This window comes from Nocardiopsis terrae (assembly GCF_014651695.1).
Classification (GTDB): domain Bacteria; phylum Actinomycetota; class Actinomycetes; order Streptosporangiales; family Streptosporangiaceae; genus Nocardiopsis; species Nocardiopsis terrae.
Genome location: NZ_BMXJ01000003.1, coordinates 528,900 through 555,537, shown reverse-complemented (window position 1 = coordinate 555,537; position 26,638 = coordinate 528,900). Strand labels below are relative to the sequence as shown.

General features: G+C 70.1%; 26 protein-coding genes and 3 pseudogenes. 15 read left to right on the top strand and 14 right to left on the bottom strand.

All coding sequences use genetic code 11. The features are described from left to right. Positions 1 to 113 precede the first annotated feature (113 nt). Positions 114 to 1,104, top strand: a pseudogene (locus IE195_RS10365) (GlxA family transcriptional regulator). A 34-nt stretch (positions 1,105 to 1,138) separates the two neighbouring features. After that, positions 1,139 to 2,116: a DUF2332 domain-containing protein gene (locus IE195_RS10360; protein WP_373295651.1), complete on the top strand. Its 978-nt coding sequence runs from the start codon at positions 1,139 to 1,141 to the stop codon at positions 2,114 to 2,116. A gap of 70 nt (positions 2,117 to 2,186) precedes the next feature. Here the strand turns inward: IE195_RS10360 and IE195_RS10355 are convergent, their stop codons facing one another. Beyond that, positions 2,187 to 3,170, bottom strand: coding sequence for an adenosine deaminase (locus IE195_RS10355; RefSeq protein ID WP_191270001.1), 984 nt, complete (start codon positions 3,168 to 3,170; stop codon positions 2,187 to 2,189). A gap of 191 nt (positions 3,171 to 3,361) precedes the next feature. Here IE195_RS10355 and IE195_RS10350 point away from each other — a divergent pair, with 191 nt between their 5' ends. After that, positions 3,362 to 4,525: an aminotransferase class V-fold PLP-dependent enzyme gene (locus IE195_RS10350; RefSeq protein WP_191270531.1), complete on the top strand. Its 1,164-nt coding sequence runs from the start codon at positions 3,362 to 3,364 to the stop codon at positions 4,523 to 4,525. Positions 4,526 to 4,599: 74 nt separating this feature from the next. Here IE195_RS10350 and pip read toward each other — a convergent pair whose 3' ends face one another. After that, positions 4,600 to 5,553: a prolyl aminopeptidase gene (gene pip, locus IE195_RS10345; protein WP_191270000.1), complete on the bottom strand. Its 954-nt coding sequence runs from the start codon at positions 5,551 to 5,553 to the stop codon at positions 4,600 to 4,602. Between the two features lie 243 nt (positions 5,554 to 5,796). Between pip and IE195_RS10340 the strand changes: the two genes are divergently transcribed. Together IE195_RS10340 and IE195_RS10335 are read left to right on the top strand one after the other, a co-directional pair. Further along, a complete protein-coding gene (locus tag IE195_RS10340) occupies positions 5,797 to 6,219 on the top strand; it encodes a MerR family transcriptional regulator (protein ID WP_229826156.1) in 423 nt (140 codons plus the stop codon). 108 nt (positions 6,220 to 6,327) lie between these two features. Continuing rightward, complete coding sequence (locus tag IE195_RS10335; protein WP_191269999.1) at positions 6,328 to 6,795, top strand: TIGR03618 family F420-dependent PPOX class oxidoreductase; 468 nt, start codon at positions 6,328 to 6,330, stop codon at positions 6,793 to 6,795. A gap of 82 nt (positions 6,796 to 6,877) precedes the next feature. On the opposite strand, the gene IE195_RS10330 is transcribed toward IE195_RS10335, so the two are convergent. Beyond that, a complete protein-coding gene (locus tag IE195_RS10330) occupies positions 6,878 to 7,540 on the bottom strand; it encodes a pentapeptide repeat-containing protein (RefSeq protein WP_229826154.1) in 663 nt (220 codons plus the stop codon). Between the two features lie 181 nt (positions 7,541 to 7,721). Further along, a complete protein-coding gene (locus IE195_RS26675) occupies positions 7,722 to 8,366 on the bottom strand; it encodes an ArsR/SmtB family transcription factor (protein WP_191269998.1) in 645 nt (214 codons plus the stop codon). 121 nt (positions 8,367 to 8,487) lie between these two features. On the opposite strand from IE195_RS26675, the gene IE195_RS10320 reads away from it, so the two are divergent. Then, the gene (locus IE195_RS10320; RefSeq protein WP_229826153.1) at positions 8,488 to 9,150 is read left to right on the top strand and encodes a class I SAM-dependent methyltransferase; all 663 of its coding nucleotides are present in this window, start codon (positions 8,488 to 8,490) and stop codon (positions 9,148 to 9,150) included. 28 nt (positions 9,151 to 9,178) lie between these two features. Here the strand turns inward: IE195_RS10320 and IE195_RS10315 are convergent, their stop codons facing one another. Beyond that, positions 9,179 to 10,201, bottom strand: a complete 1,023-nt coding sequence (locus tag IE195_RS10315) for an aminotransferase class V-fold PLP-dependent enzyme (RefSeq protein WP_191269997.1) — start codon at positions 10,199 to 10,201, stop codon at positions 9,179 to 9,181. A gap of 225 nt (positions 10,202 to 10,426) precedes the next feature. On the opposite strand from IE195_RS10315, the gene IE195_RS10310 reads away from it, so the two are divergent. Next, positions 10,427 to 11,407, top strand: a complete 981-nt coding sequence (locus IE195_RS10310) for an NAD(P)/FAD-dependent oxidoreductase (protein WP_191269995.1) — start codon at positions 10,427 to 10,429, stop codon at positions 11,405 to 11,407. A gap of 995 nt (positions 11,408 to 12,402) precedes the next feature. Further along, the gene (locus tag IE195_RS10305; protein WP_225942424.1) at positions 12,403 to 13,116 is read left to right on the top strand and encodes a DUF6518 family protein; all 714 of its coding nucleotides are present in this window, start codon (positions 12,403 to 12,405) and stop codon (positions 13,114 to 13,116) included. Between the two features lie 611 nt (positions 13,117 to 13,727). Here the strand turns inward: IE195_RS10305 and IE195_RS26670 are convergent. Together IE195_RS26670 and IE195_RS10290 are read right to left on the bottom strand one after the other, a co-directional pair. Beyond that, positions 13,728 to 14,017: pseudogene (locus IE195_RS26670) on the bottom strand (hypothetical protein); the annotation flags it as partial. A 191-nt stretch (positions 14,018 to 14,208) separates the two neighbouring features. Continuing rightward, complete coding sequence (locus IE195_RS10290) at positions 14,209 to 15,048, bottom strand: SDR family oxidoreductase (RefSeq protein WP_191269991.1); 840 nt, start codon at positions 15,046 to 15,048, stop codon at positions 14,209 to 14,211. A gap of 143 nt (positions 15,049 to 15,191) precedes the next feature. On the opposite strand from IE195_RS10290, the gene IE195_RS10285 reads away from it, so the two are divergent. After that, positions 15,192 to 15,512, top strand: coding sequence for a winged helix-turn-helix transcriptional regulator (locus IE195_RS10285; protein WP_373295649.1), 321 nt, complete (start codon positions 15,192 to 15,194; stop codon positions 15,510 to 15,512). A gap of 317 nt (positions 15,513 to 15,829) precedes the next feature. On the opposite strand, the gene IE195_RS10280 is transcribed toward IE195_RS10285, so the two are convergent. Beyond that, positions 15,830 to 16,063, bottom strand: coding sequence for a TetR-like C-terminal domain-containing protein (locus IE195_RS10280; protein WP_229826151.1), 234 nt, complete (start codon positions 16,061 to 16,063; stop codon positions 15,830 to 15,832). On the opposite strand from IE195_RS10280, the gene IE195_RS10275 reads away from it, so the two are divergent. The 3 genes from IE195_RS10275 (at position 16,051) to IE195_RS10265 (ending at position 18,926) form a co-directional block, all read left to right on the top strand. Next, positions 16,051 to 16,362 (top strand): MBL fold metallo-hydrolase, encoded by a 312-nt coding sequence (locus IE195_RS10275; protein ID WP_225942425.1) that lies wholly within the window; start codon positions 16,051 to 16,053, stop codon positions 16,360 to 16,362. The genes IE195_RS10280 and IE195_RS10275 overlap by 13 nt on opposite strands. Before the next feature lie 363 nt (positions 16,363 to 16,725). Next, on the top strand, positions 16,726 to 18,027 hold the full coding sequence (locus IE195_RS10270; protein WP_191269988.1) for an aminotransferase class I/II-fold pyridoxal phosphate-dependent enzyme: 1,302 nt from the start codon (positions 16,726 to 16,728) through the stop codon (positions 18,025 to 18,027). Positions 18,028 to 18,035: 8 nt separating this feature from the next. Continuing rightward, entirely contained in the window at positions 18,036 to 18,926 is an 891-nt protein-coding gene (locus IE195_RS10265) for a dihydrodipicolinate synthase family protein (protein ID WP_191269986.1), read from the top strand. A gap of 772 nt (positions 18,927 to 19,698) precedes the next feature. Here IE195_RS10265 and IE195_RS10260 read toward each other — a convergent pair. After that, on the bottom strand, positions 19,699 to 20,169 hold the full coding sequence (locus IE195_RS10260; protein WP_268249163.1) for a LysR substrate-binding domain-containing protein: 471 nt from the start codon (positions 20,167 to 20,169) through the stop codon (positions 19,699 to 19,701). A gap of 318 nt (positions 20,170 to 20,487) precedes the next feature. On the opposite strand from IE195_RS10260, the gene IE195_RS10255 reads away from it, so the two are divergent. Further along, on the top strand, positions 20,488 to 21,447 hold the full coding sequence (locus tag IE195_RS10255) for a phosphotransferase family protein (protein ID WP_191269982.1): 960 nt from the start codon (positions 20,488 to 20,490) through the stop codon (positions 21,445 to 21,447). Here the strand turns inward: IE195_RS10255 and IE195_RS10250 are convergent. The 5 genes from IE195_RS10250 to IE195_RS10230 form a co-directional block, all read right to left on the bottom strand. Continuing rightward, complete coding sequence (locus IE195_RS10250) at positions 21,411 to 22,193, bottom strand: SDR family NAD(P)-dependent oxidoreductase (RefSeq protein ID WP_191269979.1); 783 nt, start codon at positions 22,191 to 22,193, stop codon at positions 21,411 to 21,413. The two genes, IE195_RS10255 and IE195_RS10250, sit on opposite strands and share 37 nt — an antisense overlap. 904 nt (positions 22,194 to 23,097) lie before the next feature. Continuing rightward, positions 23,098 to 23,646, bottom strand: a complete 549-nt coding sequence (locus IE195_RS10245) for a hypothetical protein (protein WP_191269977.1) — start codon at positions 23,644 to 23,646, stop codon at positions 23,098 to 23,100. Between the two features lies 1 nt (position 23,647). Then, positions 23,648 to 23,998 carry a hypothetical protein gene (locus IE195_RS10240; RefSeq protein ID WP_191269975.1) on the bottom strand — a complete coding sequence of 117 codons (351 nt, stop codon included), beginning with the start codon at positions 23,996 to 23,998 and terminating at the stop codon, positions 23,648 to 23,650. A gap of 179 nt (positions 23,999 to 24,177) precedes the next feature. Beyond that, complete coding sequence (locus IE195_RS10235; RefSeq protein ID WP_229826150.1) at positions 24,178 to 24,765, bottom strand: recombinase family protein; 588 nt, start codon at positions 24,763 to 24,765, stop codon at positions 24,178 to 24,180. 107 nt (positions 24,766 to 24,872) lie between these two features. Continuing rightward, entirely contained in the window at positions 24,873 to 25,274 is a 402-nt protein-coding gene (locus IE195_RS10230) for a transposase (RefSeq protein ID WP_229826173.1), read from the bottom strand. A 241-nt stretch (positions 25,275 to 25,515) separates the two neighbouring features. On the opposite strand from IE195_RS10230, the pseudogene IE195_RS10225 reads away from it, so the two are divergent. Further along, positions 25,516 to 25,683, top strand: a pseudogene (locus IE195_RS10225) (ISKra4-like element ISCot1 family transposase); the annotation flags it as partial. A gap of 46 nt (positions 25,684 to 25,729) precedes the next feature. Continuing rightward, positions 25,730 to 26,491 carry a hypothetical protein gene (locus IE195_RS10220; protein WP_191269970.1) on the top strand — a complete coding sequence of 254 codons (762 nt, stop codon included), beginning with the start codon at positions 25,730 to 25,732 and terminating at the stop codon, positions 26,489 to 26,491. Positions 26,492 to 26,638: the final 147 nt, after the last annotated feature.

The window sequence follows — 26,638 nt, the reverse complement described above, 5'->3', positions numbered from 1 at the left end:
GGGCCGTGAGGCCGCGGGGTGTTGTGTGTCGGGCGCTGGTGGGAGGGGTGGTGGCCGGATGGTTGGGGCACGCGACCTTGTGGTCGTTTCCCGGGCGCTGGTGGGGTGGGGGTATGGAGCACGGCACACACCACGAGGTGGTCATTGTTGTTTTCGAGGGCGTGCAGAGTCTGGACGCGACGGGGCCGTTGGAGGTCTTCGCCGGGGCGGCGCGGGTGCCGGGTTCGCGTTACCGGGTGCGTACGGCCTCCCTGGGCGGGGCGGTGGTGACCTCCTCCAGTGGGGTGGGGTTGGTGCCCTCGGTGGCGTTGGAGCGGGTGGGTCGGGTGGACACCCTGGTGGTGGCGGGGGGGTGAGGGCGCCCATGAGCCGGATGCGGAGCTGGTGGCGGCGGTGCGGGGGTTGGCCACTCGTGCGGGGCGGGTGGCGTCGGTGTGTTCGGGGGCGTTCGTGCTCGCTCGCGCCGGTCTGCTGGAGGGGGCTCGGGCGACCACGCACTGGCGGCACTGTGAGCGCTTGGCGCGGGAGTTTCCCCGGGTGCGGGTGGAGCGGGATCCGGTGTTCGTGCGCTCGGGGCGGGTGTGGACCTCGGCGGGGGTGACGTCGGGGATCGATCTGGCGTTGGCGGTGGTGGAGGAGGATCTGGGGCGGCAGGTGGCGTTGGGGTTGGCGCGCACCCTGGTGGTGTTTCTGGTGCGGCCCGGGGGGCAGGCGCAGTTCTCCACTCAGTTGGCCACCCAGCGTGCGGAGCGGGCGGAGGTGCGTCAGGTGCAGTATCTGGTGGATGCCGACCCGGGGCGGGTGTGGTCGTTGGCGGTGTTGGCCGAGCGGGCGGGGTTGTAGGTGCGCCAGTTCTCGCGGGTCTTCGCTGATCAGGTGGGGTGTACGCCGGGGCGGTACGTGGAGCGGGTGCGGGTGGAGTGGGCGCGTAGGCGTCTTGAGGAGGGGTCGGCTCCGGTGGCGGCGATCGCGCGGGGGTGTGGGTTCGGTACCGATGAGGCGATGCGGCGGGCGTTCGTGCGGGTGCTGGGGTGTGCGCCGACTCAGTACCGGGAGCGGTTCCGGGTGGGGGCGGGGGGTGGGTGTGGCCGTGCCGGAGAGTAGGTTTCCGCGCACGTGCTGTCTTGAGGAGGGGTGTGTGCCCGTGGATGTGAGCGTGGAGCGGGAGCGGTTGGCTGAGGGGTACCGGCGGTTCGCGGCCAGCTATGCCCGGGGTGGTTCGGCGGACTATGAGCGGATCGCTTCGGGGGTGGCCCGGGACGAGCGGGTGCTGGATCTGGTGTTGTCGTTGCCGGCGGGCAACAAGCGCCAGCCCAACCTGTTGTTGGGGGCGGTGCGCTACCTGGGCGGGCCCACCGGGTCCTGGGAGGGGTTTCGGGACTGGGTGGTGGCGCACTGGGGGTCGGTGCGCCAGGTGGTGCTGGCGCGGATGAACCAGACCAACGAGGTGCGCCGGTGTGCGACGCTGCTGCCCGTTCTGGCGCGGTTGGACGGGCCGTTGGCGTTGATCGAGGTGGGGGCCTCGGCGGGGTTGTGCCTGTACCCGGACCGGTACCGGTACTCCTTCGACGGGGCGCCGCCGATCGGGCCGAAGGACAGCCCGGTGCTGTTGGAGTGCCGCACGCGCGGTGAGGTGCCCGTCCCTGAGGCACCGCCGCGGGTGGTGTGGCGGGCGGGGGTGGACCTGAACCCGTTGGATGCGGGGGAGGGGTCGGACGTGCGGTGGTTGGAGTCGTTGGTCTGGCCCGGGCGGAACTGGCGGGAGCGGGTGGAGCGGTTGCGGGCGGCGGCGTCGGTGGCCGCGGCCGACCCGGCGCTGTTGGTGTCGGGGGACCTGTTGGAGGTGTTGCCGCAGGTGGCGGCCCAGGCGCCTGCGGGGGCGACGTTGGTGGTTTTCCACAGCGCGGTGTTGGCTTACCTGTCGGCGGCCGAGCGGGCGCGGTTCGAGCTGTTGATGGGCGAGTTGCGCGGGCACTGGGTGTCCAACGAGGGGTGGCGTGCTTTTCCCGAGTGGGAGCACGCTCGGCCGTCGGTGGAGGGTGACTTCACGTTGGCGGTGGATGGGCGGGTGGTGGCCTACACCGGTGAGCACGGCCAGTCGCTGACCTGGCGGTGATCGGGGACCACGGGTGAAGGACGCCGAAGGGGCCCTCGTATGAGTGTGAGGGCCCCTTCGGGGTGTGGGGTCAGAAGGTGTAGGCGTCGACTTCGGCGATGAGGGCCTCACGGCGCTGGGCGGGCAGGAAGGAGGCGGTGAAGGAGTTGCGGGCCAGGGTGCGCAGTTGTTCGTGGTCCAGGCCCAGGTGTTGCTGTAGTGCCAGGTAGTTGTCGTGGACGTAGCCGCCGAAGTAGGAGGGGTCGTCGGAGTTGACGGTGACCAGCAGGCCGGCCTCCATCAGGGCGGGCAGGGGGTGCTCGGCCAGGGTGCGGACGGCGCGCAGGCGCACGTTGGAGAAGGGGCACACCGTCAGGGGGGTCCGGGTGGTGGCCAGGTGGGTGACCAGGGCGGGGTCGTCCAGGCAGCGGATGCCGTGGTCGATGCGTTCGGCGCCCAGGAGGTTGAGGGCCTGCCAGATGTAGGAGGCGGGGCCTTCCTCGCCGGCGTGGGCCACACGGTGCAGACCGAGTTCGGCTGCGGCGGCGAAGACCTCGGTGAACTTCTCCGGCGGGTTGCCGACCTCGGCCGAGTCCAGTCCGACGGCGCTGATGCGGTCCAGGTGGGGGCGGGCGGCGTTGAGGGTGTCCATGGCTTCGGTGGCGGGGCGGTCGCGCAGGAAGCACAGGATGAGGGTGGTGGAGATGTTGTGGCGCTGCAGGCTGGTGTCCAGGGCGGCGGTGAGGCCGTTGATGACGGTGTCCAGGGCGATGCCGCGGCTGGTGTGGGCCTGGGGGTCGAAGAAGATCTCGGCGTGGCGGACCCCCTGGGCTGCGGCGCGGGTCAGGTAGGCCTCGGCCAGGTCGTGGAAGTCGGCTTCGGTGCGCAGTACGTCCATGAGGGCGTAGTAGAGGTCGAGGAAGGACTGCAGGTCGGTGAAGGAGTAGGCGGAGTGCAGGGCGTCGATGTCGGCGTGGGGCAGGGTGATGTTGTTGCGCTCGGCCAGGTGGAAGGCGAGTTCGGGCTCCAGGGTGCCTTCGATGTGCAGGTGGAGTTCGGCTTTGGGGATGGTCATGGCAGCCGGGTGCCCTTTCGTGGGGTGGGTGGTGGTTGTTGGCCATTGTGGCTGATGGTGGGTGGTGCGCGGGCCGGTGGCGGGGTTGGTGTGGGACACGGTCGTGGGTGGGGGCGGGCACCCCCTGTGGTGTGGGGGTGTGGCAGGGTGCGGGCGGATGTGGTCCCCGGTTGTTGAGGAGTGGGTTCGTGGTGGATGTGGTCGGGCTTCGGGAGGAGACCCCGGGGTGTGCGGGGTTGGTGTTCCTGGACAACGCGGGGGCGTCGTTGGTGCCGCGGCAGGTGCATGAGGCGGTGGTGTCCCACCTGGAGTTGGAGTCGCGGGTGGGGGGTTATGAGGCCGAGGGTTTGGCTGCGGAGCTGGTGGAGGAGAGTACGGCGCAGGTGGCGGGGTTGATCGGGGCGTCGCCGCGGGAGGTGGTGTTCTTCGAGGGGGCTTCGCAGGCGTGGTCGCAGGCTCTGGGTGCGGTGGTGTTGGAGCCGGGTCAGCGGGTGCTGACCACGACCAGTGAGTACGCCGGCAACGGGGTGGGGTTGTTGCGGATGGCGGCTTTGCGGGGTGTGCGGGTGCAGGTGGTGCCTGATGATGCCGACGGGGTGCTGGATGTGGGTGTGTTGGAGGAGGAGTTGGGGCGGGGGGATGTGGGGTTGGTGGCGATCAACCACATGCCCACCCACAACGGGTTGGTGAACCCGGCGGAGGCGGTGGGGAAGCTGTGTGCCCGGTTCGGGGCGGTGTACCTGCTGGATGCATGCCAGTCGGTGGGCCAGTGGGAGGTGGATGTGGAGCGGATCGGGTGTGATCTGCTCTCGGGTACCGGGCGTAAGTACCTGCGGGGGCCGCGGGGGACGGGGTTCTTGTACGTGCGGGACGGGGTGCGGTTGGGGGAGCCGTTGTCGGTCAACCACATCGGGGGTGAGTGGAGCGGGCCGGACTCCTACCGGGTGTTGGCGGGTGCGGCGGGGTTCGCGTCTTTTGAGCACTCGGTGGCGGCCCGGATCGGGTTGGGGGTGGCTGCGCGTTATGCGCGTGGTGTGGGGATGGGGTGGGCTCGTGAGCGCATCGGCGGGTTGGCCGGGTTGTTGCGTGAGGGGTTGGCGGGGGTGCCGGGTGTGGCGGTGTGTGATCGGGGTCGGGAGCGGTCGGGGATCGTGACGTTCACGGTGGCTGGTCGGGAGGCGCCCTGGGTGGTGGGGGAGTTGCGTGAGCGCGGGGTGCGGGCGGGGGTGTCCCGGCCCGGGGAGCAGCGGTGGTCGGGTGCGGGTGAGGGTTCGGTGGTGCGGGCTTCGGTGCACTACTACAACACCGGGGAGGAGTTGGGGCGGGTGATGGACGAGGTGGGTCGGCTGGTCTGAACAGGCCGGTGAGTGGGTTTGTCGAAGGCCCCCGGGGGGTGGCGCCCTTCCCGGGGGCCTTCGTGCTGGCGGGGTCAGGTCAGGTGGCGCAGGTGGTCGGTGGCTTCCAGGACGGCTCGGCCGATGCCGTGGTTGTTGGCGGTGTGGGCGGCTCCGCCCACGATGCGCAGTTCGGCGGCGGGCCAGCGGCGGGCCAGGTGGTGGGCGGTGTCGCTGGGGCCGCTGATGTCCAGGCGGCCGTTGATCAGGTACGCGGGGATGTGGGCGATGCGTTCGACGTTGTCCAGGAGCTGGTTCGGGGCGAGGAAGCAGTCGTTGGACCAGTAGTGGGTGACCAGGCGGGCGAAGGTGAGGCGGAAGTCGGGGTCCTGGAAGCGGGGGTTGGGGGTGAAGTTGGGGACGGTGGCCACGTGGGTGTCCTCCCAGCGGCACCAGGCCAGGGCGGCGTCGTGGCGTACCCGGGGGTCGGGGTCGGCCAGGAGGCGGGCGTAGGCGGTGGGCAGGGCGCGGGGGTCGGCGTCGGGTCCGGCTGCGGCGTGGAAGTCCTCCCATTCCTGGGGGAAGACACGGCGCATGTCGTGGGTGATCCAGGTGATCTCTTGGCGGGTGCCGGTGGTGACGGCGAACAGGATGAGGGAGATGACCTGGTCGGGGTGGGTTTGGGCGTAGGCCAGGGCCAGGCAGGCCCCCCAGGAGGCGCCCATGAGGTGCCAGCGGTCGATGCCCAGGTGGGTGCGTAGGGCTTCGCAGTCCTGGACCAGGTGGGGGGTGGTGTTGGTGGTCAGGTCGGTGGTGGGTGCGCCGGCGTTGGGGGTGCTGGCTCCGGCGCCGCGTTGGTCGAGCAGGATCAGGCGGTAGTGGCCGGGGTCGGCCAGTGCGGACCAGTGTGGGTCGGAGGAGGAGCCGGGGCCGCCGTGCAGGGCCAGGACGGGTGTGCCGTGGGGGTTTCCGCATTCTTGCCAGAACAGGTGGTGGCCGCCGGGGCGGGGCAGGTGGTTGCTGGTGTGGGGGGCGCTGACGGGGTACATGGTGTGGGCTCCTGGGGGGCGGGGCGGGGGTGGTGTTTCTGGACGCCTGGGGCCGGGGCTGTTTTCGGTGTGTGAGCCGGCGCTGATGCTACCGCCGTGTGTGCGGGGCGGGGGTGGTTGTGGCGGGGGTTGACCGTGCCCCTGGGGCACGGTCCAGACTCGGGCCATGAACGGGTCGGTGGTCTCGGGAGAGTTGTCGCGGGGGGGGAGTTCTCGCGGCGCAGCGGTCTGTCCGCCAAGGCGTTGCGGCTGTACGAGCGGTCGGGGTTGTTGGTGCCGCACCGGGTGGAGGGGGCCAACGGGTACCGGTACTACCTGCCTGAGCAGGTGGGGGCGGCGGTGCGGGTGCGGGAGCTGCGCCGGATGGACATGCCGTTGGCGATGGTGGCGCAGGTGGTGGCGGCTCCGCCGCAGGAGGCGGTGGGGTTGGTGGCTGAGGTGGCGCGTGGGGACTGTTTCTATCCGCGGATCATGGGGGCGTACGCGGGGGTGGAGGAGGCGGCCCGGAAGCGGGGTGTGCGGCCTGTGGGGGGTTTTCGGGGTATCTGCGTGCGTGGGAGCGGGTGGGAGAGCGGGAGGCGTTCGCGTGGGTGGCGCGGCCGGTGCGGGTTGGTGGGTGAGTCGTGGTTGGTGGAACGAACAGTGGTGTGGAGGTCGGTGCTGTGATGGGTGCGAGGCGTGGGCGGGGTGTGCTCGTGCCGGGGTCTTTTCCTGACCTGGGTCGGGGCGTGGTGCGGGGGCTGGGATGCTGGTGGTCTGGCAGGTCAGTCGACGATGGGAGTCTCCGTGCCCGACAGGAAAGTGTCCGAGGAGCCCGGTTCCGTGTCCGAGGAGTCCCGTGACCAGGATCCCTTCCTGGTGTTTTGGGGTGAGCGCCGTCTGTGCACGCTGGCTTCCCCGCGTCCGGACGGCAGTATCCACCAGGTGCCGGTGGGGGTGACCTATGACCCCGAGCGGCACCTGGCGCGGGTGATCGCTTCCGGGAGCAGTTACAAGGCACGCAATCTGGGAGCTCGTCCGGGGGCGCGGGTGTCGGTGTGCCAGGTGGAGGGGGCCCGGTGGTCGACGTTGGAGGGCACCGCCACGGTTCGTTCCGATGAGGGTGCGGTGGCCGAGGCGGAGCGGCGTTACGCGCAGCGGTACCGGCGGCCGCGCCCCAACCCCGAGCGGGTGGTGATCGAGATCGCGGTGAAGCGGGTGCTGGGCAACGTGCGTCCGGAGCGGGAGGGGATCGTTCCCTAGGGTCCCGGCTCCGGCGGTTGCGGGTGGTCGGTGCTGCTGTTGGGCCGGTGTGTGGGCGGTTGCGGTATCCCGGTGGGGGCGCTCACGCGTCCCGAACGGTGATGCCCGTGTTGGCGGCGAGGGCGGGGGCGATCGCGAGTAGTTGCGCCTGGCCGATGACCTCGCCGCTCAGTGATTCGAAGCCCGAGGCCAGGTCGAGTTCGGTGGCTCCGCGCAGGTCCACCTCGTGCAGTGCGGCCTTGGCCAGGTGCAGGCCGCGCAGGCTGGAGCCGGGGAAGGTGACCCGGGTCAGGGATGCCTGCCCGAAGTCCACGTCGGTGAGGACGCAGTCCTGGAAGACCACGTCGACCATGCGTGTGGCCCGGAAGTTGACCCCGCTGAGTTTGCAGGAGGAGAAGACCACGCGTTGGACCTCGGAGTTGAAGGACGCGGTTCCGGCGAACATGCTGGCCACGATGTGGCTGTCGAGCCAGGTGCATTCGGCGGTGTCGGTGCCGGCCATGCGTACCTTGTGCATCCACACCTCGGTGAACCTGCATCTGCGCAGGACTCCGCCGTCCCAGTGGGTGTCGGTGAAGGCGCTCTCGATGAACCGGGCGCCGGTGAGGTTGATGGCTGCGAACCTCTCACCGTCGAAGTGGGTGACCTCGTGGGGGTCCATGTGGAGCTGGTCCCTGTCGAAGGGGCGTAGTTCCTCGGCGTAGGGCAGGTCGGAGAGCGTGGTGGGGACGGGGCGGGTGGTCACGGGGCCTCTCCGGGGGCGGCCCTTCGGGGGCCGCGGGGTGGATGCGGGTGCGGGGCGGGTTCGTACCTGAGGGAACCGCGGTCTCCTGGCCAGTGGAACCTACCACCGTGCAGACGGGGGGTGGTGACCGGTGCGTTCGGGTGCGGGGGCGGTCGGCTCTGCGATCTCCTCCGGGCCCGGGTCAGGGGGTGAGGGTGATGCCGTCCGAGCGCCACTCCAGGACCCCTTCCTCCAGCAGGGCGGCGTTGCGGCCGTGTGCGCGCAGCAGGCGCACGGCCTCGTGGGAGAGCACGCAGTAGCGGCCACGGCAGTAGGCCACGACCTCGGTGCCCTCGGGGATCTCGTCCAGGCGCTCGGCCAGCTCCTCCAGGGGGATGGACACCGCGCCGGGCAGGTGCCCGGCCTCGTACTCCCGGGCGGGGCGCACGTCCAGCACCAGGGCGGTGCCCTGGGCGACCGAGGCCAGCAGCTCCTGGCGTCCCACCAGGCGGATGTCGTCGTGGTCCAGGTGGGAGCGGCGGGCGGCTGCGGCCTCGGCTTGGTGGGTGTCGGCCACGCGGCACAGCACCGTCATCAGGGCGGCCACGTCGTCGCCGGTCAGCCGGTAGAAGATCCGGGTGCCCTCGGCCCGGGCGGTGACCAGCCCGGTCTGGCGTAGTACCTGCAGGTGGGCCGAGGCGGTGGACAGTTTCAGCTCCACCGCCTGGGCCAGTTCCTGGACGGGGTGCTCTCCCTGGGCCAGCAGTTCGATGATCTCCAAGCGCTTGCCGTGGGCCAGGGCCTTGCCGGTGCGGGCGATGGCGTCGTACAGGTCGGTCTTACCCATCCCACACTCCATAGTTCCATGTATTTTTAGAATAGATGGTACGTGATCGAGGGGCCGCGGGAAGCGCACAGTCCCCTCCGCCTGGAGAGCGCCGTTGCGCGCCCCACCGAAGGAGGCCGACGTGGACACCGATCTGGGCGCGTCCCAGCGCGAGCACTGGCAGAGCGTCTACGACCGCAACCCGCACATGTACGGTGCCGACCCCTCAGATCCCGCCCGGTACGCGCTGGAGGCGTTCACCGACCGCGGTGCCCGCACCGTGCTGGAGCTGGGAGCCGGGCACGGGCGCGACGCCCTGTGGCTGGCCGCCCGGGGACTCCGGGTGCACGCCGCCGACTTCAGCGCCACCGCCCTGGAGCAACTGGCCCGCACCGCCCGGGAACAGGGGGTGGCGGAGCGCGTGGACACGCACCTGCACGACGCCCGCGCACCACTGCCCCTGGCGGACGGCTCCGTCGACGCGGTCTTCGCGCACATGCTGCTGTGCATGGCACTGACCACCGGCCAGATCCAGGCGCTCGTGAACGAGATCGGTCGGGTGCTGCGACCCGGCGGCACGCTGGTGTACACGGTGCGCCACACCGGTGACGCCCACTACGGGGCGGGCCTCGACCACGGCGACGACATCTTCGAGCACGGCGGGTTCGCTGTGCACTTCTTCGACCGCGCCCTGGTCGCCGACCTCGCTGCCGGGTGGGACCTGGTGGAGGTCGCCCCCTTCGAGGAAGGTGAGCTGCCTCGACGGTTGTGGCGCATCACCCAGACCACATCCGCGTTCCGCTGAGCCCTGAGCCCTGAGCCCTGGGCGCGGTTCAGCCGGTGAGGACCTTGGCGGCCAGGTCGGCGTCGGCTTCGGTGTTGTACAGGTGGAAGGCCAGGCGGGTCTGTCCGCTGCGCTCTGTGGCCACGATGCCGGCCCGGCGCAGGGTTTGCAGGGCGTCGGGGATGTCCACGGTGGTGATGGCGGAGTGGGCCGGGGGCTGGTCCAGGTGTGCGCGCAGGCGGTCGGCCAGGCGGGTGTTGTGGGTGTGGATGTGTTCCACCCCCCTGTGGAGGAGGGTTTGCAGGGCTGGGGCGGCGGCCTGGGCGGCGAACCAGTTGGGGGACAGGTCGAAGGCGCGGGCGGTGGGTGCGGGGTCGAAGTGGTCCCGGTAGAAGGCGGTGGCGGGGTTGGTGTCGGCCATGGGGCCGGCGTTGGTGGGGCGCAGGCGGGTGCGCAGGGCGGGGGAGAGGTAGGCCAGGGCCAGGCCGCGGGGGGCCATGAGCCATTTGTAGGCGGAGCAGACCAGGGCGTCGAAGCGGGTGGCGTCCAGGGGGAGCCAGCCTGCGGCCTGGGTGGCGTCGGCCAGGACGAGGGTGTGGTGGGTGCGGGCGGCGGCCAGGATCTGGTCGGTGGGGGCCAGGGTGCCGTCGGCTGACTGTACGGGGCTGAAGGCGACCATGTGGGTGGTGGGGGTGATGTGTTCGGCCAGGGAGTGCAGGGGTGCGGTGTGCACGGTGATGCCGCGGTCGGTGTGGGTGTGGAAGGGGAAGGTGGTGGAGGTGAATTCGCCTTCGGGCACCAGGATGTGGGCGCCGCGGGGCAGGGAGGCGGCGATGGTGCCCACGAGTTGGGAGGTGGAGGCGCCCAGGGTGATGTCGTCGGTGGGTGCGTTGAGCAGGTGGGCGAAGCGGGCGCGGGTGGTTTCGACGGCCTGGGACCAGTGGTGGGGGTCGCCGGTTCCGGTGTGCCAGGTGTTGATGGCGTGGGTGAGTGCGGTGTGGGCGGTGGTGGGTGGGATGCCGTACTGGGCGGTGTTGAGCCAGACGGTGTCGGTGTTCCACAGGCTGTCCATGGCAGGGGAGCCTAACGGCCGGTGCGGGGTGGTGTCTGAGCGGTCCCGGTCCGGGGACGCCGCCAGCAGTGGCGGCTGGCCCCGGAGAGTGCGAGGGCCGAGGTCCACAACGTCCGGGGTGGTTGTTGTGGGCGGCCACGGACTGGGATTTTGCTGCTTTGGCAACGATCTTTGTCAGATGGTGGGGCGGTGCGCAGGATGGGTGTACGAGCAAAGGAGACATCCATGAACGAACCCACACGCAGCTTCGAGGTCGTGGTCGTCGGTGGCGGTGCCGCCGGGCTGAGCGGGGCGCTGATGCTGGCCCGGGCCCGCCGTTCGGTGCTGGTCATCGACGCGGCCCAGCCGCGCAACGCCCCCGCCCGGGGGGTACACGGCTACCTGGGGTCGGAGGGGGCCTCCCCCGCCGAACTCCTCGCGCGAGGGCGCACCGAGGTCGAGTCCTACGGCGGCGTGGTCGAACAGGGCCGGGTGGTGGCCCTGGAACGCACCGGGGACGGTTTCACCGTGGAGTGTGAGGACGGATCGGTGGTGGCGGCCCAGCGGCTGCTGGTCACCACCGGGCTGGTCGACGAACTCCCCGACATCCCCGGTCTGGCCGAGCATTGGGGTACCGGGGTGCTGCACTGCCCCTACTGCCACGGGTGGGAGGTACGCGACGAGCCCGTGGGGGTGGTGGCCAGCGGGCCCGTGGCGGTGCACGCGTCCCTGCTGTGGCGGCAGTGGACCGACCGGGTGACCCTGTTCGCCCACCCCGGTCAGAGCCTGGCCGGCCCGGAGCGGGAGAAACTGGCCGCACGCGGCATCACCGTGGTCGACACCGCGGTGGAAGCCGTGGAGGCCGACGGTCGCGGGGTCAGCGGGGTGCGTACCGCCGACGGGTCGGTGGTGCCCGTGCACGCGGTGGTGGTGCCCACGTTCATGCGTTCGCGTTCGCAGCTGCTGGTGGACCTGGGGCTTGAGGTGGTCGAGCAGAAGATGGGCGAACACGTGATGGGTACCTGTGTGGAGGCCGGGCCCATGGGTGCCACCGCGGCGCCGGGGGTGTGGGTGGCGGGCAACGTCACCTCGGTGACCGAGCAGGTGATCGGTGCGGCCGCCGCCGGGGGCAGGGCCGGGGCGGCGATCAACGCCGACCTGGTGATGGCCGAGGCCGAACGGGCCCTGGAACGGGGCCGTGGTGTGCAGGAGGCCCCGGTGGCGTAGGAGGTAGCGGCGTGGTCAGGGGCTTCTTCTGAGTGGTCTTGGTTCTGCCGAAATGCTGGGGTGTGGTCACAGGGGTATCTGTGACCACATCTTTGTTCGTTTGGCGGTGCTGGGGCGGGGCACCCGGGCCACCCGCACGTGGCCTCGGGCGCCCCAGGGGAGAGGGCCTGATGGGGTCAGTGCGCGGGCGGGGGCGGAAAGGGGGCGGTTTTCCGTGCGCGCAGCCGGACGGTGTCGAGGCTAACCGGGCGTGGGCAACGGGGTGTGAACACCAGGGAACCGCGCTGTTCCCGTGGGGCCACGCCCGGGTGGCACCGGCACCGGATCGCCGCTAGGAACTGCGGAGCTGGGCGCCGCAGGGGCGTGTGGGCCAAGACCGTGCCCTCTCGGGGCCGGCCGCTCCGTTAGGGACGGAAGATGCTCTGCGAACGCGGGGAATACCTGCCTGCCCTTACCTGTTCCAGCTGATCCGGGCCGGTGCGGTAGCAAGTGTCCCCCGGGCTCAACCGAAGCCTTCAGGGAATACCGCACCCGTGAGGTGGCAGGAACCCTGTTGTGCCATCCGCCGTGAGGCGACCGCCGCACCGGCCCTCCAACGACCGTGTTCTCCTGACCCCCTGGCGGAGCGTGCCACCAGGGCCGCGAGCATGTGGCTCACCGGCCGTGCCCCCTTCCCGTCAGGTGCCACGCAGTAGACGAAGAGCGCGTGTGCCGGCAACAGGTGAGCGCGAAGGACTTCGACGCGGGGCTTGAACCTGGGGACGAAAACCCGCGCTAAGCCTCGCGCGAAGGGCTCTACCTTCTGGGGGCGTGCCGGTTGAGTTCCTCAGCCCCCGGATCATCGACCCGACCGTGGACCTCGTCGGTTACCTGCGCACCCGATGGTGGGATGACGGGTGGGCCCTCCGTCCCTGCTGGAGGGCGTCGCAGGGCCCCTTCTCCAGGCCACAGGCCATCGTCGAACCGGTGCAGGCTCCGGGGGCGTTAACACGGGTATGGACAGCACCGCAACGTCCCCGGCTGCGACGGCATCCCCGCTCCCAGCCCTGGGGATTGCCCTCGCGGGCGCCCTCCTCATCGGTTTTTTGACCTCCTTCGCTCAAGGATGGCTGCCCGCCCCCATCAGCTCGCTGGCCAACGCCAGCGGGTCCTGGAGCCTGGTGGCGTTTCTGCTGGCCCTGCTCGACCGCCGCATGTGGGTCAGCGTGGGGATCGGCGTCCTGGCGCTGGTGGCCATGGTGCTCGGCTATGACCTGGCCTCCATACTGCGCGGTTCTGGGGTCTCACCCTTCTACACCCTGTTCTGGGGTGCGGCCGCGGTCACGGTCGGCCCCCTGCTGGGGTGGGGCGCCCATATGCTGCGCCACCGGAACCGGTGGGCGCCGGTCGGCGTCGGCTTCATGGCAGGGATCCTTGTGGGGGACGGCGCCAACGGCCTGCTGACCGTGCTGGAGACCACCTCGCCCGTGTACTGGACTCTGTCGATCCTGGCGGGGCTGGCACTGCTGGTCTGGGCGTGCGCGCGCCGCTTTCCCCGGGCACGGCCGGTCCTGACCGCGGTCGCGACAACGGCCCTGGTTGCGGGCCTGATCTGCGGGGTCTACGCGACAGCCCACCACCTCCTGAGCGGGGGCGAGCCACCGGCCCCGACCGAGAGCAGTACCGGACCGGTCACCGTCTCCGGCTTCCAGCACCACACCTCCGCCTGACATCACGACAGCCCCCGCGCGCAACGTCGCGTTGCGTGGGGCCCCGGGAACGGCGCACGACGGTGATCGACCGGCTCACCAAGAAGGCGGCGAACGCGCTCATCCCCCTGTTGAAGGAGCGGGGCACCGCTCCGGCCGACGACGCACCGTGACTGCGCGGCGAACGACGCCCCAGTGACCCGTCACGTCCACCTTCGCGACGTTCCCCCAGGTCAGGAGGTAGACCAATCCGGGTATTCGGAGTGGTCTACCCAATCCGCGTAGTTCGTGCCTGTTTCGGACGGTTCTTGCCGCCGATAAGCCCGGGATAGCAACGGTGAGGGCGCACGGACCCGCGCCCGGGGCGACCACGGTCGGTCACGGGGGGCTCGGCCCGTTCAGGCGGCCAGGTCCAGGACGGTGAAGTCGACTTCGTCCCGGGCAGGGTTGAACGCCTCGGGCTCGATGCCCAGCACGTCGGTGGCGTAGGCGCCGAACCGGGTGATGTGGGCGCGGATGTAGGGGGAGAGCCCGGCCAGGTCCTCGGGCCGGGGCCCGTGGTTGGGGGCTGTGGTCTCATCGGAGAGCGGGTGTAGCAGCGCGGGCAGGTCGGGGTGGTGACCGTGGCCGCTTCAGTCCACTTGCGCGGGCCCGGGGGAAGCCCAGTGCTTGTGCAGCAGCGCGATCTGTTCGGGCAGGACCCGTGCCACCGACAACTTCGGCACGTGCTTGTACAGGGTCGAGCTGCTGACGCCGAGCAGGCGGGCGTGACGGACCTGTTCCGGGGTCGTCGCTGGCGGGTGGCCCAGGCGTTTTCCGGTGGCGCGGGCGGCGTCCAAGCCTTCCTTGGTTCCTTGGACGATGAGTTCGCGGATGAACCGGCCAGCGCGGCGAAAACGTGGGGGACCAGACGCCCGCCGGGTCCAGGGCTTCGTGCGGGGAGTGGAAGCCCACCCCGGCGCGGCGCTGGCGATCGAGCTGCTGGGTGTTCTGGAGTTTCACTCCGACAACTCCGCGCACCGGCCCGTCACGAAGCCCTGGACCTGGGCTCGCGTCCGGACCTCGGTGTGGGGGCGGGACCGGGAGGCCCCGCCCCTGCGTGATCACCTGGTCTCAGCGGAACGCGGCGACATTGCGGGCGGCCCAGTCGGCGAAGGGGTGCGGGGCGCGGCCGAGGACCCCCTGGACGTCGGGGCTGATGCGCAGTTCGGCCGGGTTCGGGGAACCGAGGATGTCCAGAGTGTCGTCGGCGAGTTCTGCTGGCATGCTCTGGGCCATGGCGGCCTTGGCTTCGTCGCGGGTGAACTCGTGAAACCTCACTGGTGAGCCCAGCGCAGCGGCGATGGCCTCTGTCTGCTGGCGCGGAGTGATCACCTCCGGGCCGGTCAGTTCGTAGACGCCGCCGGTGTGCCGGTCATCCAGCAGGCAGGCCGCTGCGACCGCGGCGATGTCCGCCGGGTCGATGATCGGCACCCCGATGTCGCCGAAGGGCGCGGCGACGACCTGTTGCGTGCGGACGGACTCGGCCCACCACAGGGCGTTGGAGGCGAAGCCGCCCGGCCGCAGGATGGCCCACTCCAGGCCGGACTCCCGCAGCATGTCCTCCAGCGCGCGCATCGCGATCCGCGTGGGGCCGAAGGGTCTGGTCACCACGCCCAGGGTGGAGAGCAGGACGACCCGGCGAACCCCGCTGGCCTCAGCTTCCCTGATGATGTCGGCAGGGCTGGCTCCCGTGGCGTGCAGGTTGCCGGACAGCAGCAGGAACAGAGCCTTCGCTCCGGTCAGCGCGGGTTTGAGGCTGGTCGGCTCGGACAGGTCGGCCACCACGTGGCGGCCGCCGTTCGGCACCGCCGCCGTGTGCCGTGACACCGCCGTCACCTGCTGGCCAGCCTCGGCCAGCGCCTGCGTCAACGGTCGGCCGATATTTCCGGTAGCCCCGGTCACTACGATCATGATCAGCTCCTTGTCGGATGTCTTCTGTGGTCCTCATGCTAGGAGCGCGGGCTAACTTTTGGTAAGGACATACCTTGAGGTAAGCTCATGACATGACAGAAGGCGCGCAGCACAGACAGGCCGAGGCGGGGGGGCATTATGACGTGTTTCATACCGACTGTCCCGCGCGTGATGTGGTCAACCACGTGACCAGCAGGTGGGGTGTCTGGGTGCTGATCTCCTTGCGGGGCAGCAGCCTCCGCTTCTACGAGCTGCGCGAGAGCATCCAGGGCATCAGCGAGAAGATGCTCGCCCAGACCCTGCGCGCGCTGGTCCAGGACGGCCTGGTCTGGCGGGAGGTCGAGCCGACGACGCCGCCCCAGGTCACTTACGGGCTGACCGGGTTCGGCCGGGACGTCGGCGAGCCGCTGACGGAGCTGTTCGACCGGATCACACGGCGGCTGTCGCCGGGCAGCGCAGGGTAGCGCGGCAGCGGCTGGTGCACACCCGCGAGGTGAGGGACGGCATGGGTGCACAGGATGGGCCCTATGGCACCCCGGAGCCCCACATCACCTGCTGCCTGTGCCGCAACCGCACCCGGCCAAGGACGACGCCCATCCCCTGGACGCCGAGTGGCAGCACCGGTTCCCCGCCAGAGTCGGGGCCCTGACCCTGTCACGAGTGCGCCCTGCACACCGGGGCGTGGGCAAGAACCGCCTCACCGAGTGCCGAGCAACCCGCGGGTAGACCCGGTTCTTGCGAAGCCGCGGCGGGGATCGCGCCCCGCCGCACCGTCACCGGGTCACTGACCGGCCACTTCTCCCGCGTCGAGGAGCTCGGTCACGAGCCGACGGGCGTAGGCGGCCTCGAGTCCGCTCGGGCGGAAGAGGATGCGGTACATCATGGGGGCGACCACGCGGTCCATCGCCGTCTCGACGTCGGGAGTGTTCTCCTTGCGGCCGATCGCGCGGGCGAGAATGACGTCGACCTGTTCGGCCGCGTAGGCCGAGCACTGGCCTGCGCTTGATCCCGACACCCGGCCACACCCCCGGCCACGTCGCCGTGGAACTGACCAGCCGGGGTGAGACGGCGCTGGTCTCCGGCGACTGCGTCCACCATCCCGTCCAGCTTGCCCACCCCGTCCTTGCCCACCCCGTCATCGGCGCCTGCGTCGACATCGACCCGCGGCAGTCCGAGGTCACCCGCCGCACGCTGCTCGGCTCCCTCGCCGGCACGGACACCCTCCTCCTGGGCACCCACTTCGCACCGCCCACCGCCGGCCGTGTGGTCGCCCACGGTGACGCCTACCGGCTGGAGCCCGTCCCCGCTTCCTGATGCCGTTGCCACACCGCATCGGTCACACTCCGGGCACGGCCTCCTCTGCCGGCCGTCCGGAGCCACGTTCTGGAACAGCCCGGAGGGTCCCACGCCCAGAGCCTTGGCCGGTGCGGGGACGTGGTCGACGGAGATGCTGTGGACCGCGGACTCGACCTCGGCGTAGAAGGACCGGTCCGTCCCCGCCGCGGCGATGACCTGATCGATCTCACGCGGCGGATCGATGGCCACCGCCGAACAGGGTCTGCTCCAGAGCGGCCCGCAGCTCAGCGAGACGGGCCAGCCGCAGGGCGGGGGCCAGGTGGGCGAACTCCACCCCCTGCCCCCACTTTGTCCTAGGACATATTTTTGTATGGTGGGGGCATGCCCGAAGAGCCGTCCATCACCGGAGACACCGCCGCAGCGATCGCCGCTTCGGTACGCGGCCTGATCGCACAAGGGAAGCTGCGCCCGGGAGAGGTCCTGCCTTCGGTTCGTGGACTGGCCGCCCGGCAAGGGGTCAACCGCAACACCGTCGCGGCCGCCTACGCGGCGCTGGCCGCAGCGGGAATCGTCGAGACCCGCCGCCGCGGGGGCACCGTGGTGCGCGACATACCCCCCGTACCCGGCGAGGGCGCACCAGCGCCCGTGAACACGGTCAACCTCGCCGACGGCAACCCCGACCCGGCGCTCCTGCCGCCACTGCCCGACCTTCAGGGCTATGCGACCGTGCTGTACGGCGCGCCCGGTATCGACGAGAGGCTGAGCCGCTGGGCCGAAGAGCACATGCTCCCGGACACCGGCTCCGGTGGGACACCCGTGCTCACCCACGGGGCCGCGGACGCTGTCGAGCGCGTGCTGAGCGCGCACCTGACACGCGGAGACGCCGTCGCGGTCGAGGACCCGTGCTTCTTGTCGAGCATCGGCACGTTCCGGCTCAACGGATACCGTGCCCTGCCGGTACCGGTGGATGCACAGGGCATGAGCGCCCAGGGGCTGCGCACCGCCCTGGACGCCGGTGCCCGGGCGGTGGTGTGCACTCCTCGGGCGCACAACCCCACCGGAGCGAGCCTGACCGAGCAGCGCGCCCGGGAGTTGCGCGCCCTGTTGGCCGATCACCCGCACGTGCTGGTGATCGAGGACGACCACTTCTCGGCGCTGGCCCGCACCCCTTACCGGCGCATCACCCCCGCCGAGACGCCGCGGTGGGCGCTGGTGCGCTCGGTGTCGAAGTTCCTGGGCCCGGACCTGCGCCTGGGCCTGGCCGTGTGCGATGCCGACACCGCGGCCCGGTTGCAGGCCCGCCTGGCGGCGGCCACGTGGGTCAGCCACCTCCTGCAACACCTGGTCGCCGAGGTTCTCACCGACCCCGCCACCCCGGCGCGACTGGAGCACGCCGCCCAGGTGTACACACGTCGCCGTCGGCTGCTGACCGACGCGCTTCACGCTCACAGCGTGTCCTGGCTGGCCGGTCCGGACGGTCTCAACGTGTGGATACCGCTGGCCGGTGCCGGGGAGGAGGCCGTGGTGCAGGAGCTGGCCGAGCACGGGTGGGCCGTGCGCCCCGGATCACTGTTCACCCTGACCCACCGACCGGCCATCCGCATCACCACCGCCACCCTGACCCCCGAGCACACCGAGGCCTTCGCCGCACGCCTGTCCACCACCCTTGCCTCGATCAACTAGGAGAACCCATGTTCACCGGCCTGAGCGCCTTCCCCCTGACCCCGCTGATCGAGGACCGCTTCGACGAAGCCGCACACGCCGGGCTCATCACCCGCCTGATCGACGCCGGTGTCGACTCCATCGGCGCACTGGGATCGACCGGCTCCTACGCCTACCTCGACCGCGACGAGCGCCACCAGGTCGCCCGGGCCAGTGTGCGCGAGGCAGACGGGGTGCCGGTGGTCGTCGGTATCGGCGCGCTGCGCACTTCCCACGTGCAAGCCCTGGCCGAGGACGCCCAACAAGCCGGGGCATCTGCTGTGCTGTTGGCCCCGATGAGCTACCAGCCGCTCACCGACGAAGACGTGTTCGGACTCTATGAGGATGTCACCGCAGAGCTGTCGGTGCCGCTGGTGGTCTACGACAACCCGGGCACGACGCACTTCACCTTCTCGACCGAGCTGTACGCGCGCATCGCTGCGCTGCCCAACGTGGCCGCGATCAAGATCCCCCCGGTCCCGCTGGACGCTGCCGCCGCGCGTAAGCGCATCGACGCGATCCGGGCGCTCGTCCCCGGCCACGTGAGCATCGGAGTCTCCGGTGACAGCGCCGCCTCCACCGGCCTCAACGCCGGATGCCAGTCCTGGTTCTCCGTCGTGGGCGGCACCGTGCCCGAGGCCGTGCTGCCGATCGTGCGCGCCGCGCAGGAGGGCGACCCCGCCGGCGCCCTGGCCCACTCCGAGCGCCTGCGGCCGCTGTGGGAGTTGTTCGCCGCCCACGGCAGCCTGCGGGTGACGGCGGCCATCGCCGAACACCTGGGACTGGTCGCCCCGCGCTGCCTGCCCCGCCCGGTCCTGGGGCTGTCCACCTCCCAGCGGGAAAACGTGGTCCGTGTGGTCGAGGAACTACATCTGTCATGAGCCGGGCCACCGGCGCCTCCCCGACGAGAAGGCAGGCCCGCTGCGCTCCCGGGCAGTGGCCTGCCTGATGCTGCTCTTCGCCCAACCCGCGAGCCGCATCGTCCTGCTGGCCAAGGACGACATCATCCAGGACACCGACGGGCAGGTGCTGATCCGGCTCGGCGATCCACCGCCCCCGGTCTCCGGACCCTTCGCTGACCTTTTGCTCCAGGCCGGGGACCAGAGGACCAACATGAACACGAACAACCGGGATGCAACCTGGTTGTTCCCCGGCCACGGGGCCGGACGGCCTCGCGGAGCGGATCCAAGACATCGGCATCCCTGGAACAGCGGTGCGCACCTCCGCGTTGCGCCAACTCGTGCTCCAGGCCCCAGCTCCGGGTAGCACCCAGGCGCTGGGGTTTCACCCACCCGGGTCTTTGCCCGGGTGGGATGGACCTGGAACCGCTACGCCCCCAGCGACCGATGATGGTCGAGTCTGCGCTTCTTGGCCCTTGCTTCAGAACAGGTTTCGTCAGTGAGCCTTGGTCGTCGAACCTCGCCTCTGACGCCCAAGCAATCTCCCAGCGGTTGCCTTCCGGGTCAGCGATACAGGCAGACCGTCCTCCCCAGGGGCGGTCCACCGGCTCGGCCATGACCGCGGCGCCGACTCGGACAACGGTTTTGAAGACGCGCGGGCCCGGGTTTCGAGCGAACAGCCCGAAGCGAATGACGCCGTCACCGCAGCCATCTCCATCCGGGAGAGGCAATGCGGGGAAGAACCCGATACAGGTCAGACGCCGACAGACGCCTGTTGCCTGAGGGCTGCAACAGCCGCGTCGGCTTCCGCCGAGCGCTGTTCGTTGGTCACGGCGATGGTCGCGCCTCCCTGCCAGTGGCGGTCCTCGACCCGGATGATTCTCACGCCGGCTGGAGCGGAGGAGACGGCCATACCCGGCAGCAGACAGACTCCCAGGCCGGCAGCGTTCTCCACGATCCAACGGTTGTGGCGCAGTTCGTCGGCCCGCACCAGGGGCCGGGTGGCCAACGGGTGATGCCGGGGCAGCGCGACCCGCAGATCATCTTCCAGGAGCGTTTCCTGCCGCAGCCCGTCGAGGTCATGCTCCTGCGGCCCGGCGCACACACCCACGACGGCAATGTCCAGACGGTTGGAACGTAGCTGCCGCAAAAGGCTGGGGGTTGAATCCTCCACGAAGCCGACGGTCACATGGGGGGTGTTCGTCCGCCATCTGCGCGAGGGCACGCGGAACCAGAGCTGCAGCCGCAGCCGGGATCGCGCCGATCGTCACACAGCCCGTGATGTGTTGACGCAGTGCGCTGACCTCACGGACGGCTGCGTCGAGGCCCGACAGCACGTCGGCCGCGTGCCGTGCGAACGCCACGCCGGCCTCCGTGGGTGTCACCCCGCGTGCCCTCCTCTCGAAAAGGGCCGCGCCCACGGCGGACTCGACAACTCGGACACGTGCCCGTCTGCACCAACAGCGAGCGGGCGTGGTGGCCAGTGGCCTCGTGTGCAAAACCCACGAGCCTCGTGGACTCGTCCGTGTAAGGATCTGCGCTCATGGAGCACTCCGCACCCCACGCCGCGTACACGATCGCCGCCCGCCACCGCATCCCGCCCTCGCAGGTCCGCCCCCTGCCCCGGGGAGCGGCCAACCACGTCCTGGCCCTGGGCCGCGACCTGGTCCTGCGCCTGCCCCGCACCTCCGGTTACGCCGCCGACCTGCGCAAGGAGGCGCTCCTGATCCCCATCGTCCACCGCGCGGGGGTACGCACCCCCGCGCTGGTCGAGTTCGCTGACCCAAGAGACGAACTTCCCCACATGCTCCTGGAGCGCGCCCCCGGCACCGACATGGCCCACCACGAACCCTCACCCGGCTTCCTGGAGCAGGTCGGCCGCCAACTGGCCCGCATCCACCGCATCCCCACCGCCGGTCTGCCCGCACTCCCCCGGAACACCCACGTCACCGACCCCGCGCCTCTGGTGGAACGCCTGCACCGGCAAGGACACGTCGACGCCGGAACCGCCCGCTGGTTGGAGTCATGGTGCGACCACCTGGCCACCCGCCTGCCCGCAGATCCCGTGCCCTGCCTCGTGCACGGCGATCTGGCCCCCCAGAACCTGATGGCCACTCCGGCCGGTGAGTTTTCCGCCGTCGTGGACTGGGGTGATGCCGCCCTGGCCGATCCCGCCACGGACTTCGCCAAGCTCCCGCCCCACTGGCTGCCCCGGGTTCTGCACGGCTATCGCCGCACGGTGGGCGGGGACCCCGACCACCCTTGGGAGACTCGTATCCTGTGGCACCATCTGACCTGGGCCCTGGCCCGCCTGGGCGAACCCGTCCCCCAACCCGGGCAGCGCCACTGGACCGCCCCACCCGCCAGCCGCCTGTTGGGACTGCTGCGCCTGTTCACCGCGAACCCGCCCACGCCCTGGACCGAGCTGGCACCGTCACTCGCCTCCAAGGAGGGCGGCCGCCGCGGTCACAGGGCGTGCCCGCCGGCGACCTGCAGAACCTGACCGGTGACCCATCGGGCCTGGTGGGAGGCCAGGTACACTACCGCGTCGGCGATGTCGTCCGGCTCACCCACACGGCCCATCGGTACGGTCTTCCTCGCCTGCGCGAGGAGCTCCTCGTCCATCCAGCCGGTCTGGACAGGGCCCGGGGCGACGGCGTTCACGCGTATACCGCGCGCCGCCAGGTCCAGCGCGGTCGAGCGGGTCAGCGCCTCCAACGCCGCCTTGGACGTGCCGTAGCCGATCTGGCCGGAGAAGGCCTGCGCGGCGTCGGTGGTGATGTTGATGACGCACAACGGGTCGTCCCCACGGTGCAGTCGCGCCACCTCGGCGGTGAGGAGCGCGGGGGCGATGGCGTTCACCCGGTAGTGGCGCTCCAACGAGGCGTGGTCCAACGTGTCGACGGTGTCCGGGGTTTCGCAGTGGGCGGCGTTGTTGACAAGGACGTTGATCGCACCGGCCCGGGCCGCGACCTCACTGACCAGCCGGGCCGGCCCGTCCGGGTCGGACAGGTCAGTGCTGGGGGCGAAGGAGCCGTTGCCGAGTTCCTTCGCGAGTGTGGCTGCCCCCTCCGCGGCGGGGGTGATGTGCGCCCATTCGGTGCCTGGGGGAGGCGGAGGGTCCTGGGTGAGGTGGTGGATCGCCACCCGTGTCCCCTGGGCGGCGAACGCACGGCTGATCGCCGCACCGATGTTGCCGGACCCGCCGGTGACCAGGACGGTCCGGCCCGCCAGGCGAGTGTCGATCATCGTTTCTCCTCGGTGGTTCTCGGACCGGTCGGGGACGGGGGAGACGGGCGCGGACACCCGCCCTATGGGCGGAGGTCCACGGGCGGGAACTGAAGGCGCACACCGAGGACAAGGGGGAGGCCGGGAGTGGACACGGGCGTCCTGAGCGGAGTCCCACGGGGCCGTACGCCGCGCACGTGGGGACCGGAACTCTCAGGAACGCATGCGGGCATGGCACACAGACCGGCTCCGCTGGAGGATTCGTTTTGTACAGGGCGGCGGCTCCGGTCGGAGCCGCCGGTGGGGGTGAGCGGACCGGAACACCCCCGGTATGTGGGCCGTGCCTCTCTGGCACGACCTGGACAGTACAGCCCATGGTGTACCCATCTCGTTTTCGCGGGTCCTGACCTGGGCTGAATAACGTTGCGGGGCCGTACCGGAGGCTCGGAGGGGGTTCGGGCACCCCTGGGGGTCTGACTTCCTAGAAGGTTGACTTATCGGAAGTCAGGATTCTCGACCCCACAGGGAGGGTTTCGTTTCCTGATTCTGCTTAACGTTATTTATTAACGTTACAAACCAAACGTTATTCAAGAAGCGCCCCGTGCGCATCAGCGCCGTTGCTGTCGGTTCCTAATGGATTTGGCGATTTCTCAGTTGAACTGGCGAGCCGTGTGGCAAGTTGTCAGATGATCTGGCAAGGAGAGCGCCCTGCGAGTTGGTCTGGCCTGGGGGCTACCGACGAAGCCAGGGCCCGAGGATGTTTCATTCCGGGTGTGATGGAGGCTCTAGCATGTAGGAGACCGGCAAAGAACCATGGGAGATCGTGGACCGGACCAGCTACAAGGCCACTGGCGGCATCGACCTCCTGGCCGTGGACCGTCCTTGACCACCCCCCACACAGCCTCACCTACACACGGCGTTGGGACTAGCTCTCCAGCCGGGCACTGAGCGCTTCGGCGAACCGGGTGATGCTCTCGTTCAGTGCCCGGTGCTTCATCACGGCCTCATCGGGCTCGCACCAGGCGAAGGGGGGAGGCGGATCGCGCAGCGTCTCGGCGGCCTTCATCAGCGCCAGGTGGAGACTGAAGGCGGCCTGGCAGACCTCGTCGGCAGCCGGGTGCAGCGGGGCGCACACGGCATGCAGGTCATCGGCGGCCGGGCGCAGCTCTGCGGGGCCCAGTTCCGCGGGCGGATCTTCGAAAGCGCGGAGGCCGGCGAGCTGCTCACGGCTGACGTAGCCGGTCAGGCGCTCGGCGGCTTGTCGCTTGGAGTCGGTTTCGACCAGCTTTTCGGTCAGCGAGATGGCGATGATCAGGCCGAGGGTGGTGACGGGCTCTGCGGTCTGCGCCCGGTAGCGGCGAGCAGCTTCGTGGAATGCCCGACCGGCCTCCTCGATCCTGTCCGCCTGCGAGCGGGGGGCGAGGTTGAAGATGCCCTGCTGCCCCTGGTTCGGCGCGTGGTTCTCGATGCGCACGTCAGGCGTTGTTGTTGGTGAAGGTGCCGCCGTTGAAGATGCCCTGCTGGCCCTGGTTCGGCGCGTGGTTCTCGATGACGATACCGGCCTTGCCCCACGTCTCGAAGGCGATGGCGTCCTCGGGGTAGCGGGTGAGGTAGCTGCTCATAAGGACCCGGAGGTCGCCCAGTGCGTCGGTTCGGCCGGTGTCGGTGGTGGCGGTGTCGTAGCGCACGGCGGCATCGGTGACCTGGTCAAGTTCGGCGCGGCTGGCGCGGCGGAAGAGGGCGGGGATGGCGGCGATGAAGGCGGTCATGCCGTTGGCGGTGAGGCCGTCTATGACGCCCTGGATGGTGGGGAGGATGTCGATCATCGGTTCGTCTCCTCGTCGTTGTGGGTCGGGGCGGCGTGACAGAAACATGCCCCACCGCATGATCAGGATCTCGTATTTGGAAGACCGGAAAAACCGTGGGAGGGTGAGCGCTGATCAGCCTCCTGATCAGCGAGTGAACCCGGCGCGATGCCGGACCGGCCCGAAGCGATCCCCCGTGGTCATCGGGCTGCATCGCCGGAGGCTGTTCGGCGAGCACCTTTTCGAGGTCGGCGCGGGCGGACGGGGCCGGGTCGTCCTGGCCGCAGTTCCCGCACGCCACGCCCGGGGAGTCGATGAGGGCCTCGCAGTCGCGGCACCGCACCTCCTGCTCCTCCAGACGGAGCTGTTCCACCCGCCGGTACAGGGTGGAGCAGTCCACGTTGTAGTCGGCGGCCGGTCTTGGCCGCGACCGATCGGGCGTGCGCGGCCCGCTCCCGAGTGAACACCCGCTCCATCTGCGCGAACAGGGCGAGCATGAGGAAGGCGATGTCGCGGGTGTCGATGCGGATGGGGTCGGCCAGGGTTCGCACGCCGATGTCGCGTTCGCTCAGGTCGTGGATGAGGTTGAGGCACTCGCGGATGTTGCGGCCCAGCCGGTCCAGGGTGTGGGCCACCACGGTGTCGCCGGGCCGGGCGTAGGCGAGTAGCCCCTCCAGGCCGTCGCGCTCGACGGTGGCGCCGGTCTTCTTGTCCACCCAGATCCGCCCGTCGTCGATGCCTTCGGTGTTCAGGGTGTCGATCTGGCGGGTCAGGTCCTGCTTGGTCATCGACCCCCAGGACGGCACCGAACCCCGCACGTGGGAGGCGGGTGCGCTGGAACGCGACGGCATCACCCCCGCCACGGCGGGGCCGCGCCTAGGGCCTGTTGGGAAAGTCAGAGCCATTCGTTGATGGCAGCGATCTGGATGGTGGCCTCGTAGCGAAGGGCGAGCTTGTCATAGCGCGTGGCCACCGCCCGGTTGCGTTTGAGCCGGTTGATCCCGCACTCCACCGCGTGCCGGGCCCGGTAGTCGACCTTGTCGAAACCGGGCGGACGACCCCCGCACAGCCCCTTCCGCTTGCGGTTGAGCACCCGGTCGGCAGGCTCGGGAATCGTGTGCGCGATCTTGCGTCGACGCAGGTAGACACGGATCCCCTTCGAGCTGTAGGCCTTATCCGCGCGCACCCGCACCGGCCGGGCGCGCACCGGACCGCTCCGCCCGTGCCCCGCCACCCGGATACGTTCCATGACCGGCTCGAACTGCGGGGCGTCCCCGCGCTGCCCGGCCGTGACCACCACCGACAGGGGCTTTTGGTGCTGCTCAGCGACGGTCAGCCCGTTCGCGGCGCCGCTGCCCGAACGCACCACCCCCGAGCTGCTGTTCTGGGAGGCCAAGTACGCCGCGCTCACCTCCTACGGCGAGACGTTCCCGCCGGATCGGCAGCCCCAGGCCGCGTCGGTGCGCCAGCACGTCGAGCAAACGGCGACCCGCCTGGAGGAGGAGATGGGCGAGTTCCGCACCTACATCGCCTCGGCCGAGTCCGCAGCGAACCAGGTGATCAGCCGCCGCATGGTCAAGAAGCAGCAGATGCGCTGGTCACCGAAGGGTGCCCACCTGCTCCTCCAGGTCCGCACCCGCGTGCTCAACGGCGACCTGGCCGCCGACTTCGCCCCGCCCGAGCAGGATATCGATCACGTCACCTAAGGCGGGCACCAGCGTCGAGGCGGGAATCCGCTATAGCGTGCCTTCTATGACCTCTGATGAAGAACTGCAACTCCATGACGTGTGGTCACTAGTACAGGACGCCGTCGAATCTGAACCTCCACCCTGGGACGTCGCCCTGGGAAGTGAACTCGCCCAGGATGACGCCCTCACGAAAGGCCTTCCCGTCTCGGCCGCAGCCCACACGGCCCTGCAGGTCGCCCATGACCACTGGCGCGTTCTGCATGCCTCCCTCCGGGGAGACCACGATGGGGAGGTCGCGCTGTACCTTCATGGCCAGTATTCGGTACTGCGGGGAGCGATCGAAAACGCCGCTCGCGCGGTTTGGTTGGTGGGGCCCGACGACCGCAAGGTACGGGTCGCCCGTCGCCTCGCGGCGAAGCAGACCGAACTCAACCTCCGTCGCAATGTGATGGCCAAACAGCAAGAGGCCGATCTGTCGTACTACGACCGGCGTCTGGCCGACCTGCGGGACTTGGCTCAGCAGGCCGACGTATCCGCCAACAGCGAGAGCACTCAGTACTGGCAGATCGTGGAGAAGGCTGGGGCGCTGATCCCCGCCATGGACGGTGCCACGGCCGGTGCTGTCTGGGGCGCCTGCAGCGGTCTGGCTCACGGCGACGATGCGTCCATCGGTGTCTTCGAGATCGAAGTTCAGCCACCGTCGGGAGAAAGCACCCAGGTAGCGCAGGTCAACCCCTCAATCCCCTACCTCACCTTCTTCGTGCAGGTGACCCACATGATGTATGGGGCCGGTTTGCAGCTCTACCAACAGCGGACCACCGTGTGAGCGGTCGTGTGCGGTATGCCGATGGACTGTGACCAGACACGTGTCGGGTGGCGGCACCCATACGAGAATGGGGCTTTAACAGCCGTGCGCTGGCCAGCATTCCGGCAGCGGTGACCGGTCGACAGCACCAGCTGCCCCGACCCACTT